Annotated in this window: 15 protein-coding genes; 7 read left to right on the forward strand and 8 right to left on the reverse strand. The window is 42.7% G+C overall.

From position 1 onward, the window contains the following. Positions 1–261 precede the first annotated feature (261 nt). The 6 genes from AC1DPZ_RS13690 to AC1DPZ_RS13715 all read right to left on the reverse strand — a co-directional run bounded on the left by AC1DPZ_RS13690 (position 262) and on the right by AC1DPZ_RS13715 (position 4,446). Positions 262–915 carry a DNA alkylation repair protein gene (locus AC1DPZ_RS13690; protein WP_477404223.1) on the reverse strand — a complete coding sequence of 218 codons (654 nt, stop codon included), beginning with the start codon at positions 913–915 and terminating at the stop codon, positions 262–264. A 4-nt stretch (positions 916–919) separates the two neighbouring features. After that, the gene (locus AC1DPZ_RS13695) at positions 920–1,384 is read right to left on the reverse strand and encodes a YciI family protein (protein WP_477404225.1); all 465 of its coding nucleotides are present in this window, start codon (positions 1,382–1,384) and stop codon (positions 920–922) included. Positions 1,385–1,472: 88 nt separating this feature from the next. Next, complete coding sequence (locus AC1DPZ_RS13700; protein ID WP_477404227.1) at positions 1,473–1,772, reverse strand: type II toxin-antitoxin system RelE/ParE family toxin; 300 nt, start codon at positions 1,770–1,772, stop codon at positions 1,473–1,475. Further along, on the reverse strand, positions 1,757–2,002 hold the full coding sequence (locus AC1DPZ_RS13705; RefSeq protein ID WP_477404229.1) for a hypothetical protein: 246 nt from the start codon (positions 2,000–2,002) through the stop codon (positions 1,757–1,759). Before AC1DPZ_RS13705 ends, AC1DPZ_RS13700 begins: the two co-directional genes overlap by 16 nt. A 92-nt stretch (positions 2,003–2,094) precedes the next feature. Further along, positions 2,095–3,219, reverse strand: a complete 1,125-nt coding sequence (gene hppD / locus AC1DPZ_RS13710; RefSeq protein WP_477404231.1) for a 4-hydroxyphenylpyruvate dioxygenase — start codon at positions 3,217–3,219, stop codon at positions 2,095–2,097. A gap of 69 nt (positions 3,220–3,288) precedes the next feature. Further along, on the reverse strand, positions 3,289–4,446 hold the full coding sequence (locus AC1DPZ_RS13715; protein ID WP_477404233.1) for a homogentisate 1,2-dioxygenase: 1,158 nt from the start codon (positions 4,444–4,446) through the stop codon (positions 3,289–3,291). Positions 4,447–4,837: 391 nt separating this feature from the next. Between AC1DPZ_RS13715 and AC1DPZ_RS13720 the strand changes: the two genes are divergently transcribed. Then, a complete protein-coding gene (locus AC1DPZ_RS13720; RefSeq protein WP_477404235.1) occupies positions 4,838–5,833 on the forward strand; it encodes a fumarylacetoacetate hydrolase family protein in 996 nt (331 codons plus the stop codon). Between the two features lie 13 nt (positions 5,834–5,846). Next, a complete protein-coding gene (locus AC1DPZ_RS13725) occupies positions 5,847–6,740 on the forward strand; it encodes a flavin reductase family protein (protein WP_477404237.1) in 894 nt (297 codons plus the stop codon). A gap of 258 nt (positions 6,741–6,998) precedes the next feature. Here AC1DPZ_RS13725 and AC1DPZ_RS13730 read toward each other — a convergent pair whose 3' ends face one another. Continuing rightward, positions 6,999–8,309, reverse strand: a complete 1,311-nt coding sequence (locus AC1DPZ_RS13730; protein WP_477404239.1) for a flavin monoamine oxidase family protein — start codon at positions 8,307–8,309, stop codon at positions 6,999–7,001. A gap of 12 nt (positions 8,310–8,321) precedes the next feature. Beyond that, the gene (locus AC1DPZ_RS13735) at positions 8,322–8,507 is read right to left on the reverse strand and encodes a hypothetical protein (protein WP_477404241.1); all 186 of its coding nucleotides are present in this window, start codon (positions 8,505–8,507) and stop codon (positions 8,322–8,324) included. 4 nt (positions 8,508–8,511) lie between these two features. Between AC1DPZ_RS13735 and AC1DPZ_RS13740 the strand changes: the two genes are divergently transcribed. From AC1DPZ_RS13740 to AC1DPZ_RS13760, 5 genes are all read left to right on the forward strand, one after another. After that, entirely contained in the window at positions 8,512–8,919 is a 408-nt protein-coding gene (locus AC1DPZ_RS13740; RefSeq protein ID WP_477404243.1) for a LiaF transmembrane domain-containing protein, read from the forward strand. A 401-nt stretch (positions 8,920–9,320) separates the two neighbouring features. Then, positions 9,321–10,178, forward strand: coding sequence for a LiaF transmembrane domain-containing protein (locus AC1DPZ_RS13745; RefSeq protein ID WP_477404245.1), 858 nt, complete (start codon positions 9,321–9,323; stop codon positions 10,176–10,178). A gap of 163 nt (positions 10,179–10,341) precedes the next feature. Next, positions 10,342–10,677, forward strand: a complete 336-nt coding sequence (locus AC1DPZ_RS13750; RefSeq protein ID WP_295714116.1) for a DUF4288 domain-containing protein — start codon at positions 10,342–10,344, stop codon at positions 10,675–10,677. 27 nt (positions 10,678–10,704) lie between these two features. Continuing rightward, the gene (locus tag AC1DPZ_RS13755) at positions 10,705–11,739 is read left to right on the forward strand and encodes a sensor histidine kinase (protein ID WP_477404247.1); all 1,035 of its coding nucleotides are present in this window, start codon (positions 10,705–10,707) and stop codon (positions 11,737–11,739) included. Next, positions 11,736–12,482: a LytR/AlgR family response regulator transcription factor gene (locus AC1DPZ_RS13760; RefSeq protein ID WP_477404249.1), complete on the forward strand. Its 747-nt coding sequence runs from the start codon at positions 11,736–11,738 to the stop codon at positions 12,480–12,482. The genes AC1DPZ_RS13755 and AC1DPZ_RS13760 overlap by 4 nt, the downstream gene beginning before the upstream one ends. Positions 12,483–12,634: the final 152 nt, after the last annotated feature.

A 12,634-nucleotide genomic window follows, 5' to 3' on the forward strand; every position in this document is an offset into this window, starting at 1 on the left:
ACTCAAATACTGATAATTACAAAACAAATTTATAACCTAAAATCCGGTTGCTTACGACAATAATATGTTAATATTATTTACTTTTTTAGCGTTTATCAGGGCATTTTTGAATGTTTAAACACGAAAATCGTTTTTTTAAATGCTTTTAGGGGATTTATTTAAAAATAAATCCGAAAAATGGAGATTTAGAAGTAAAAAGTTTAGTTTTTTTAAGTTTTATCCCATGTTTTCAGGGAATTTTTATAATATTATTGATAAATATTACTTATTTATCAATTCGGCTAATGCATTACTGCCTATCCATTTTGCAGACTTATGATTTTGCAACAGCATACGCCGGGAGGCGGCTATTGCTTCGGCTTTTAAAAACTCATTCTTTTTACCAATTTGCCTTAAGGCCCAGTTCACTGCTTTTTTAACAAAGTTACGATTATCCCAGGCCTCACATTCCATGATAGTAAAAAATGGTATAAATGTTTCATTGGGTGCTTTTTTGTTGTGCATAGCATATTCGGCCATTAAAACAAACCCGGCCCGTTTTACATATTCTTCTTCGCGGCAGCTAAACTCAATAGCTTTGGCAACTGCAAATGGAGTACGGTCGAAAAGATTGCCGCAAACCTGGTCGCAAAGATCCCAGGAACAAAAATCTTTTGTCCAGCTATCCATTTGCTCCTCGGTAACTAAAGCAGGATCATCTACCAGTGAGGCCATAATGCGGGCCTCGTGAATACCTGTATCCCAAAGTTCCTGGGCCAGGGTATGATCCTTTTTTATCGTTTTGGCCAGCTTACGTAAGTCGGGGATGTTAACACCAAGTGCACTTGAATTGTCAATTCCAAAGCGTAACATGCCGGCAAGATAGGCAGGGTTAGCCTTTTGTTTTAGCAGCCCGATAATATTGGCAGTTTGCATTAATTTAGTCAACAACGCTTTTACTTTCAATGGTATGATGAATCCTCACCACTTCCATTAAAGCAGCGCTGCCATACCACGGGTGTAACTCCATTACCAATTCGCCCGCTTTTATTGCGGGGTCGGTTTCAGTTAATTTTTTAGCTTCTTCAACGCTTTCTACATTAAAAATAAATATTCCCCGTATAGACTGATCATCCAAAAACGGACCGGCTACAATTAATTTACCTTCGGCAGCCAGCTTCATAATATTTTGCAAGTGTGCTTTTTGCAACTGAGCGCTTGCAACCGAGTCTTTGATTTGCGTAGGGCCTTCTTTTAAAAAAGCCATTACATATTTTTTCATCCCATACTTATCGGCCCCTAATTTTTTAGCCAGCGCCGCATCGTAAACAGGTTTGGTTGTAGTTTGAGCCAAGCAGCTAAAACTCAGTGCAAGGATTGCAATTAGCAGACTGATCTTTTTCATGTGATTAAGCGTTTATTTATATCAAATATAGGCTAATGTTTAATAAACAAAAAGCCGGGCGATTGGCCCGGCTAAATAGATATAGGTCTTAAATACTCGTTTTCTTTTCAGGATGTTGTCTGTTATCAAAAAAATTTAGAAGGATTATCTTATCGTTTTCAACCCTGTAAAACACTGTATTATGCTTAGTAATTACAAACCCCCGAATTTGTTTTTCTTTATTCTCCAATGCTCCAATTTCTGGATTCTGAGCAATAATTTCAATTATTCGATAAGTTTTAATGACAAAATTTCTTGCTACATTATGGCTCCAGTCACTTTGCAGGTATGCAATAATCTCGTTAAACTTAATACTGGCTCTGCGGTTCCATATTATTGCTTTAGCCATTTTTCATGTTGCTGTTTTACCTGCTCATGACTTATTAAATTGTTTTCATCGAAGCTCTCATCATAAGCTGATAATAATTCTTGCTTTTCAGTTTCGCTCAGATTGTTCCAGAGATTACCCGTTTGATCAGTATTTAATCGTTGTATCAGCTGATAATAGTCTTTTAAAAGCTGTTCATCATCAATAGTATCTATTAGATGATGAAAATCCTCTTTTATATTCATGTCCATGATTTATTAAGTCAAATTACAAAAATTTATTTAATAACAAAAACCGGGCTTTAGGCTAAAATAAAGTCTCAAATCTAACCCCTTATAACTAATTAAAGATTTCCCCTCAAATCCTGTTCGCGCTCAATAGCTTCAAACAATGCCTTAAAATTACCTGCTCCAAATGATTTGGCACCTTTACGCTGAATGATCTCAAAGAAAAGCGTAGGCCTGTCTTCAATCGGTTTGGTAAAAATCTGTAGCAGGTATCCTTCATTATCCCTGTCAACCAAAATACCCAGCTTTTTAAGTGGACCAAGATCTTCATCTATATGACCAACCCTGTTTGTTAGTTCATCATAGTAGGAAGTGGGTATTGTTAAGAACTCTACACCGCGGCTTTGCAATTCAGTTACCGTTGCTACAATATCATGCGTGGCAAGGGCTAAATGCTGTACACCTTCGCCTTCATAAAACTCAAGGTACTCCTCAATCTGCGATTTCTTTTTGCCTTCTGCCGGCTCATTAATAGGAAACTTAACATAGCCGTTACCGTTACTCATCACTTTGCTCATTAGTGCCGAGTATTCTGTCGAGATCATCTTATCATCAAACGTCAAAATATTTTTGAAACCCAATACTTCTTCGTAAAAGTTAACCCATTCATTCATTTTATGCCAGCCTACATTGCCTACACAATGGTCAACATACAATAAACCTGTCTCAGTTGGGTTATAGGTAGTCTCCAGCTTTTTATATCCTGGTAAAAACAAGCCTTTATAATTTTTTCGCTCAACAAAAAGGTGAACGGTTTCGCCATAAAGCTTGATTCCGCTGGTGCGTACCACGCCATTTTCATCCTGGAGGGTTTGTGGCTCCTGGTAAGGCTCGGCACCGCGGCTGGTGGTTTGTTCAAAGGCATCATAAGCATCATCAACCCATAAAGCCAGTACCTTTACACCATCACCATGTTTCTTAATATGCTCAGCAATGGGGTGGTCAGAATGTAAAGGGGTGGTTAACACCAGCCTGATTTTTCCTTGTTTTAAAACATAAGAGGCCCTGTCGCGGACGCCAGTTTCGGGGCCGGCATAAGCCAGCGTTTGAAAACCAAAAGCGCTTTTATAATAATGGGCGGCCTGCTTGGCGTTGCCCACATAAAATTCAACATAATCGGTACCGTTAAGTGGTAAAAAATCTGTTGCTGTTACTTTTTTATCTATGGTTTTTGTTTGCATTGTTTTTTTAATTAATGGATTAGCGGGTTAGTGATCAGGCTGTGACGTAGCCCCCTTTTGGCTTTCGCCTTATTCTTGCCAGCTTTTATAATAATTCTCATCCTCAATTTTAACAGCATCTTCTGTCAGCATTAGCGGGCGGAAGGGATCAATCATTACGGCCAGTTCATCTGTTGATTCTTTACCGATCGATTTTTCTACTGAACCGGGATGCGGACCGTGCGGTATACCACCGGGGTGTAGGGTGATCTGTCCTTTTACTACGCTTTTGCGACTCATGAAATCACCATCTACATAATATAAAACCTCATCGCTATCTACATTGCTATGGTTGTATGGCGCAGGGATTGACAAGGGGTGATAATCAAACTTACGGGGAACAAAAGAGCATATCACAAAATTATTGCCCTCAAAGGTTTGGTGTACCGGCGGCGGCTGATGCAGTCGCCCGGTTATTGGTTCAAAATCATGAATAGAAAGCGCCCATGGATAATGAAAGCCGTCCCAGCCAATAAAATCAAAAGGGTGGGTACCGTAAATGTATGGATAAATGAGTCCCTGTTTTTTAATCAGGATCTTAAAATCGCCGTGTTCATCATGGGTTTCCAGCTCTGTAGGCCGCTTAATGTCGCGCTCGCAATACGGCGAGTGTTCCATCAATTGCCCATACTGGTTGCAGTAACGTTTTGGCGGGCGGATAGGACTAAAGCTTTCTACAATAAACAAGCGGTTTGCTGTTGTATCAAACTCCATTTGGTAAATAGTACCACGGGGTATCACCAAATAATCGCCATACCCGAACTTTATATTGCCAAACCCGGTTTTTAAAGTGCCTGTTCCTTCATGTATAAAAACTACTTCATCTGCCTGGCTATTTTTGTAAAAATAATCAGTCATGCTTTTACGGGGGGCCGCCAGCGAAATATGCAGATCGTTGTTTACCAGTACCGGTTTTCGGCTTTGCAGGTAATCATCTTCGGGTTCAATATTAAAGCCAATGAGGCTGGTATGCTTCAGGTGCTTTTCGCGCGCTATTTTAGGTTCCACACTGTAAGGCTCACCTAATGTTTTTACAATAGTAGGTGGGTAAGCATGGTAAACCAGCGAGTAAAGGCTCGAAAAACCCTCAGTAGAAACCAGCTCTTCGGCATATAACGTACCATCGGGCTTACGGAACTGCGTATGCCGCTTAGGCGGAATTGCTCCTAATGTATGATATACAGGCATGGTGTTTTAATTGATTGAAAATAAAACGTTTAAACTATCCGGATAGTTTCACAAGCGTATCAAAAACGCCGGGAAACACATAAATAAACCGCCTTAAAAAGGTTTATTGACAATTAGAAAGGAAAAGAGAAAGAATTTAGTATTGAGCCAATACTATCTTGGCAAGCATAGCATCCCTGAACGATGATGCATCGCTCATTGAGGTTAGACCCAGGGAAAATAAAAAATGCTTTTGTATGCTCATGATTTGTGTTATACGAAGTTAGGTGGAATTATTTTAATTTGAAAGTGATGGAGAGTAGTTATAATAAATTACCATCAGTTTATTTATTAATCTCCAAATTTTCAAATAAACAATTGTTAGCTTTGAAATAACCAACTACCTCAATGTATGAAATTAGTATCCTATAAAACCGAAGACCGCGAGCATTTAGGCATTTTTATAAACGGCCACATTTATAACCTCAACTCGTGCGATAAGCTGATCCCCGATAATATGAACGAATTTTTGTGGGGTGGTGATGAGCTGATGGATCGTGCCAGGCGGGTTCATGAAGCCATAAGCTCGGGTAAAATGGAAGCTAAAGAAGAATTGTTTTTTGAACTGATAGCTCCCGTACCGCACCCTGCATCGTGCCGGGACGGATACGCCTTCAGGCAGCACGTGGCTGCCGCCCGCCGCAACCGCAAGGCGGATATGATACCCGAATTTGACCAATACCCCATATTTTATTTTACCAACCATAATGCTATACAAGGCCCCGGCGAAATTGAGTGCATGCCAGATCATTTTAATAAACTTGATTTTGAACTGGAGATAGCCGTGGTACTAAACAAAAAAGGCCGCAACATAAGGGCTGCCGATGCGGATAGCTTTATAGCCGGTTATATGATCATGAACGATATGAGTGCCCGCACCCTGCAAATGGAAGAAATGCTGCTGAACCTTGGCCCGGCAAAGGGCAAGGATTTTTCAACCGTAATAGGGCCCTGGCTGGTAACGCCCGATGAGCTTGAAAAATATAAGGTAGCTGCCAAACCAGGCCATACTGGTAATGCCTATAATTTAGAGATGAAATGCGGGGTGAATGGCAAGCAGGTATCTGCAGGCAATATGGCCGATATGGACTGGACCTTTGCCGAAATCATTGAACGTTGTGCCTACGGTTGCGATGTGCTACCTGGGGATGTGATTGGATCTGGCACGGTTGGCACCGGATGTTTCCTGGAACTTAACGGAACGGGATTACTGCATGACCCCAACTATCAACCCCAATGGCTTAAAGCCGGCGACTTAGTGGAGATGGAGATAACCGGCCTGGGTATGCTGGGCAATATCATCACTAAGGCCAAGGATGATTTTTCGATTTTGGGTTTGAAGAAATAAACCCCCAGGTAATATGTTATCCATCAATATAAAAGATCTTACAACTTTAGAGCTTCAAAACTATCTTAATCATGCGGTGGCCCCGCGCCCCATCTGCCTGGCATCAACTATTGATAGCAATGGCAATATTAACTTGAGCCCGTTTAGTTTTTTTAATGTTTTTAGCATTAACCCACCCTTATGCGTGTTTTCGCCATCGCGCAGGGTACGCGATAATACTACAAAGCATACGCTGGAAAATATATTGGAGGTACCAGAATGCGTGATAAATATTGTTAATTATGATATGGTGCAGCAGGTCTCGTTATCGAGCGTGGAGTACCCTAAGGGGATAAATGAATTTATTAAATCGGGTTTAACCCCGATAGCTTCTCATTTGGTAAAACCGCCAAGAGTGGCCCAATCAACAGTACAGTTGGAGTGCGTGGTGAATGATGTAATAAGCCTGGGCAAAAACGCAGGCGCCGGAAATTTGATTTTCGCCGAAATAAAGCTGATCCACATTAGCGAAAGTATTTTGGGGCCCGACGGAAAGATAGATCAGACAAAAACAGACCAGGTAGCCCGCCTTGGGGGCGATTGGTATTGCCGGGTAACTAAGGATAATCTTTTTAAAGTAGCTAAACCAAACATTAAAATAGGTATTGGGGTTGATGCTTTGCCATATGCTATTCGCAATTCGAGGATATTAACCGGGAATAACCTGGGCCAGTTGGGCAACCTGGAGCTGATACCCGCAGATGAAGCCATTGAAACCTATGCGCTGGATCCCGAAATAAAAGAACTGCTTGATGCCACCATTGGCGATAGCAAAACCCGCGAATTGCAATTGCATTTAAAAGCCAAACAACTGCTTGAAATGGACAGGGTTGAAGAAGCGATGATGGTGTTGCTGATGGGGGGTTAGATGTGCAGATTACAAATGTGCAGATTTCAGATGTGCAGAAGATGTTTTGATTGTACGATTCTTATCTGAACCGGAATTTTTCGAATTCATGGAATTATTTGAATTTTAAGAATTCTGTCGCATAATCTAAGTTTGATAAAATTCTGTTCATTCTTTAATTCCAAAAATTCCGGTTCAGACAAAAAATCTGCACATCTGAAATCTGTAATCTGCACATTTGTAATCTGTACATCTGTAATCTGCACATCTACCCACTCTTTATTTAAAATCCAGTATCCTTTCTGCCATTCTTAAGCCACTGGTAAGCGCGGCTTCAACGGTACCCATGGCGATGCCTTCGTAAAGGTATTCGCCGGCGAAGAAGATGGTATCCTGTATGGGTTCGCACAAAACATTTCGTGACTGGTTGGCTTCCACGGTGTCATATGCGTAGGAGCCGCGTGTGTATACATCTGCCGTCCAGTTTACTACATGCCAGCTCAGGAGGCTTTCTTTTAACTGTTGTGGATCGCGCGTAAAGATGTTTGCTAATGATTGCAGGCTCTGCGTTAATATCTCTTCATCCGGGGTATCAACTTTTTCGCCTGCTTCGGGGCCGCCAAGCCAACCGGTTAACAAGGTTGTATGATTGGGTACCTGTGTCCACCAGGTGGGGATCTGTTCGTTGCTGAACAGGAAACCCATATTTTTCAGGCTCGTAACCGGGAGCTTTTTTGTTTTCACTTCCTCCCAAAAAGCTTTATCAAACTCCAATAATATTTTAATTACTGCACCAAAACCCAGGGTATTTACGGCTTTGATGTAAACAGGTATTTCCGGATCAAAATTTATAGCTCCGATGCTGTCTTGGGCGGCCTGTAAAACACCCAGGGGCAGTGCAACAAGTAATTGCCCGCTTGTATAGGTAATACCCGCATCGGTAGTTATTTTTACCTGGTGTTGCTGCCAGTTAATATGTTGTGCTACCGCATTTAAATAAATATTTCCCCCGGCCTGCACCAATTCATCTGCCAGGAATTTAACCAGCCTGATATATCCGCCGTCGATACGATACTGCGCGTTTTCATCCTCTGATTGCCATTCTTTTCTTAACGAAAAAGCACTTGCCTTCCCAGGGTCGGCATTGTCATAGCCCGAAACATATTTCCTTATCGACTCCCTTAAACCCTGGTATTCATCGCCCTTAAACTCCTGCATCAAAAAGTTGCTGATATTGGTGTCCTGCTGCAATGCGTTAAGCTTTTCTATCAGGAGATCCCAGTGTTCAACAAAGCTTCCATCGTTTTTAAAGTCACCGTCATCGTATCTCCACATAGATGCATTGGCATGGTGGTAAGCTATACCAGCTTCATCCAGAAGGCATTGCGTAACGGGCAGATCGCCATGAATAAACTCGGCGCCCATTTCTAAAGGTTGTTGGGTTGACCCATATTCCAGCGTGTGAATACGGCCACCTACCCGGTTGCGGGCTTCCAATACGGTTACCCGTTTGCCCGATTTTGCCAGCGTACGGGCAGCCATCAATCCTGCCGCACCGGCACCAATGATAAGTATATCGGCATCTGTCATAATCATAATTAGCTAAAGCAATATAAGGATTAAAGGGCGATTAAGCGGCATAGTTTCGGCCTCAAAGTTCCGGTAAAATCCCCTTCCGTTTTCACCGACAAAATCATATTCCTTACCGGGTAGTTTAGCCCCAGTCGCCAATATAGGCTTGCCACCGCCTTTGTACCGCCGTACTTTTAGGTATAATTTAAAACTCAAGACGATGAACAACGATATAAACACCACCATTAATACCCCAAACAACGGCAAAGCTGCTGCCGGGGCAATTTTATTGGTAATAGGAAGTATATTACTGATAAACGAATTTAACATGTTTTTTATACCCGACTGGCTGTTTAGCTGGCCGATGTGGATGATAGCATGGGGCACCTATATGGCTGCCAAATACAACTTCAGGAAACCATCATGGATAATTATTATTGCGATAGGTGTAGCCTGCTTAATTGATAACAACATTCCCGGTGCCGACCGCATAGTTTGGCCGCTTGCCATCATGGGCTTTGGTACCTGGCTGGTATTAAAACCACGCAAAAATAAAGAAGAAGAATATACTTTCGGCGAGGCCAAAAAGCCATTCAATTTTGATAAAACCGCCGGGCCGGAAGTGTAATTGATTTAATAGTTTGATTTAAGGGAGGGCCCGTATAGGTTCTCCCTTTTTTGTGGGTGTTCGTTTTTTTGTTCGGGGTTTACATGCCCGGACGCTTGTTTTTTTGTAAGATCCGAGCACTGGCAGGATCTTGTCAGTGATGTTGACGAAACCAGTATACCCGCTGCTTATTCCTGTTAAAAAAGTCCGGTTTTATAGTAGTTTTATACATGTTTTGATGATAAATGAGCGAGTTTTATTCAACTTTAATCTACTTTTATGTAATTAATATATCACCCTCCAATTTTTTCACCGACAAAACCTCCCCCCTCACCGATTTCTTTAAATACATCACCAGTTTTTGTTTGGCTCAACTATAATGTTACCTTAGTTTTGGATATGATTTAAAATGCATATAACAAATGAACAACGATATAAATTCTCCGCAAAACCCCAACAACGGCAAAGCTATGGCCGGGTTTTTACTGCTTGCCGTAGGAGGAATATTACTGCTACAGCAATTCCGCATCTTTTTTATTCCGGAGTCACTGGAACTCTGGCCATTATGGCTGGTAGCCTGGGGCCTTTATGTAGGCGCCAAGCATAATTTCCAAAAACCATCAGGCTCTATTTTGATTGGTGTAGGTGTACTGCTGTTTATTATTAACAACGTTAATAATTCCGACAGGATTGTATGGCCTATCGCTATTATTGGTTTTGGCTTATGGCTGATATTAAGACGCGGTAAACATGCCGACCCGCAATGGGCCCGGAACAAATGGGACAAAGATTTTAACTGGACTAAAACAGACAAACCGAAATTCGACTTTGATAAGGTGAACGACCCCGTGGTTGATTATACGGTAAAGGATGGCGACGATATACCGCCTAAAGATCCTTTTACCCCTCCGCATACCCCACCATTCGGGCATCATAATGGGGATGATTACCTTGATACCGTATCTGTTTTTGGCGGGGTAAACAAAACCGTTTTATCAAAAACCTTTAAAGGCGGCGAAATAGTGAACATTTTTGGCGGCGCCGAAATTGATTTTACCCAGGCCGATATTGAAGGCCGGGTGTACCTTGACATCACCCAGATCTTCGGCGGCACCAAAATTATTGTGCCCTCCAACTGGCAGGTAGTGTCGGATCTGGCTGCGGTGTTTGCCAGTGTGGATGATAAACGGATAAAAAGCACCGCATCAAACGTTAACGGTAAAATACTGGTACTAAAAGGGGTTTCCATTTTTGCGGGGGTTGATATCCGCAGTTATTAGCCCCACCCAAACCCTCCCCTGAAGGGGAGGGCTTAAAAAAGTCTCCCCGCCAACCGGCGGGGAGATTTCGAGGAGGCCTAAATATTTAAAAACAAACAATACCCCAAAAACTCCCCGCCAACCGGCGGGGGAGATTTAGAGGGGGCTTAAACATCATACAATCATGAACTGGTACGTAGCAAAATTAGTTTTCAGGGTAATAAGCGGCGATGGGGACCATCAGGCGCAATTTGATGAACAGTTGCGACTGATAAGTGCCGAAACTGAATTAAATGCCTTTGAAAAAGCTAACAAGATTGGCCATGCCAACCAGGATAGCTTTAAAAATATAGAGAAACAAACCGTTAAATGGCAGTTTATTGATGTGGCCGAGTTAAACCGCATTAACGAACCTACCGATGGAGCCGAGCTGTATTACAACATTCACGAAACGCCGGATGCCGACCTTTACATTGCCTGGGCACACCATAAAGCGGCGCTGTTAGGCATCAGGAATTAATCAATAAAAAACACAAAAACCTAAGTTTTGGCAATATCCTCATCATCAGCCTCAAAATTATATGGTGCATTTATAGGATGCGGCTTTTTATGGGCCGCATTGCAAACCTATATTATCCATAGCTTTGGTTTTTTGTGGTTCACCGCTACTATAGATGGCCTGCTGAGCGCCGTTTTATTGTTGTGCGCCTGCTGGCTTATTAACAATAACCTGCGCTATTACCAGCCGGGCAAGGGCAGCTATATCAACCTGTTTATCTGGGTGGTTGCCCTGGCAGGCATTTGTGCCGCCGGTTGCCGTTACCTGCTGCCATTGCTCAACAGCGATAAGGTTTTTATCAGCTTTGTAACACAATCGCTCACCATCAGGTTTTTTGTAAACTTTTTGGCCGTGGGCTGGATGGCCATGCTCAGCCTGTTGTGGTACTCGCAGCTTGATCAGAAAGAAACCCAGAAACGCAAAACCGAGGCCGAACAGTTAGCCCGCGATGCCGAGTTGTATAACCTGCGCCAGCAGTTACAACCCCACTTTTTATTCAACAGCCTTAACTCCATCAACGCCCTTATCGGCTTTAAACCCGATGAGGCCCGCAGGATGATTCACCAGCTTTCTGACTTTTTACGTGGTACGCTAAAAAAAGACGATCAGCAGCAGGTGCCATTGTCTGACGRGCTGGCCCATCTTAATTTATATTTGGATATTGAAAAGGTACGCTTTGGTCACCGCCTGCAAACTGAGATTAGCTGCGATCCCAAATGTGGCGCCGCCCTGCTGCCATCAATGCTGCTGCAGCCCCTGGTAGAAAACGCCATAAAATTTGGCTTGTACGATACCACCGGCGATGTAACCGTAAGCATCCGCGGCGAAATGGAAGAGCATTACCTGGTAATCATGATCCAAAACCCTTACGATCCGCAAACCTCGCGCCCTAAAAAAGGCACCGGTTTTGGCTTGCGCGGGGTACAACGCCGCCTTTATTTATTATTTGCCCGTAACGACCTTATGGAAACTCACGCAAATGATAATATATTTACAACCATAATAAAAGTACCACAGTTATGAGGCGAGCCTTAATTATTGATGACGAACCATTAGCACGCATGGTTGTAATGGAATACCTGCAAAATTTTAAAGAGATTGAGCTGATACAGGAGTGTAATGATGGTTTTGAAGGCCTGAAAGCCATACAACTGCACCAGCCCGACCTGATTTTTTTAGATGTGCAGATGCCCAAGATCAATGGTTTTGAGATGCTGGAACTGGTGGAGAACCCGCCTGCGGTAATATTTACCACCGCTTTTGATGAATACGCCATTAAGGCATTTGAAGCCCACGCGGTGGATTACCTCATGAAACCCTTTAGCAAGGAGCGTTTTAACAAAGCTGTTGAAAAATTCCTGGCCGCCGCGCCCGAGAAACAGGCCCAAAAACATACCGAAGAACTGCTGGAAAGCGTAGCCGCCCACTCGCCCGCGCAGCACGAGCGGATTGTAGTTAAAACCGGCACCAAGGTAAAAATTATCCCCGTTGCAGATGTTGATTACCTGATGGCCGACGACGACTATGTAAGCGTGATCACCAAAGAAGGCTCCTACCTCAAAAACAAAACCATGAGCTTCTTCGAGCAAACCCTCGACCCACGCCAGTTTGTCCGCGTGCACCGCTCCTACATCATCGCCATACAACAAATCACCCGCATAGACCCGTATGAGAAAGATGCCCATTTAGCCATCCTAAAATCGGGGGCCAAGATCCCTGTTAGTAAAACGGGATACGTAAAGTTGAAACAGGTGCTGGGAATTTAAGCTTAAAGCCGAAGGCGAAAAAGCTTAAAGCCAAAAAAAAAATTGTCATTTCCTTTGGTCTTAGAATAGCAAATTAATAAGAATTGTTATTGTTGATAATGGGGGGTGCAGGGGGGTGTTAAAAACTAAAAAGTTTGTGGATAAGTTATAAA

Source organism: Mucilaginibacter sp. P4_G9, assembly GCF_056400985.1.

Bases quoted from the DNA above. Each gene is read 5' to 3' on its own strand.
- AC1DPZ_RS13740 (WP_477404243.1), top strand. From the start codon at position 8,512: ATGAACAACGATATAAACACCACCATTAATACCCCAAACAACGGCAAA.
- hppD (WP_477404231.1), bottom strand. From the start codon at position 3,219: ATGCAAACAAAAACCATAGATAAAAAAGTAACAGCAACAGATTTTTTA.
- AC1DPZ_RS13760 (WP_477404249.1), top strand. From the start codon at position 11,736: ATGAGGCGAGCCTTAATTATTGATGACGAACCATTAGCACGCATGGTT.
- AC1DPZ_RS13700 (WP_477404227.1), bottom strand. From the start codon at position 1,772: ATGGCTAAAGCAATAATATGGAACCGCAGAGCCAGTATTAAGTTTAAC.
- AC1DPZ_RS13750 (WP_295714116.1), top strand. From the start codon at position 10,342: ATGAACTGGTACGTAGCAAAATTAGTTTTCAGGGTAATAAGCGGCGAT.
- AC1DPZ_RS13725 (WP_477404237.1), top strand. From the start codon at position 5,847: ATGTTATCCATCAATATAAAAGATCTTACAACTTTAGAGCTTCAAAAC.
- AC1DPZ_RS13730 (WP_477404239.1), bottom strand. From the start codon at position 8,309: ATGACAGATGCCGATATACTTATCATTGGTGCCGGTGCGGCAGGATTG.
- AC1DPZ_RS13705 (WP_477404229.1), bottom strand. From the start codon at position 2,002: ATGGACATGAATATAAAAGAGGATTTTCATCATCTAATAGATACTATT.
- AC1DPZ_RS13690 (WP_477404223.1), bottom strand. From the start codon at position 915: ATGCAAACTGCCAATATTATCGGGCTGCTAAAACAAAAGGCTAACCCT.
- AC1DPZ_RS13715 (WP_477404233.1), bottom strand. From the start codon at position 4,446: ATGCCTGTATATCATACATTAGGAGCAATTCCGCCTAAGCGGCATACG.
- AC1DPZ_RS13695 (WP_477404225.1), bottom strand. From the start codon at position 1,384: ATGAAAAAGATCAGTCTGCTAATTGCAATCCTTGCACTGAGTTTTAGC.
- AC1DPZ_RS13720 (WP_477404235.1), top strand. From the start codon at position 4,838: ATGAAATTAGTATCCTATAAAACCGAAGACCGCGAGCATTTAGGCATT.
- AC1DPZ_RS13745 (WP_477404245.1), top strand. From the start codon at position 9,321: ATGAACAACGATATAAATTCTCCGCAAAACCCCAACAACGGCAAAGCT.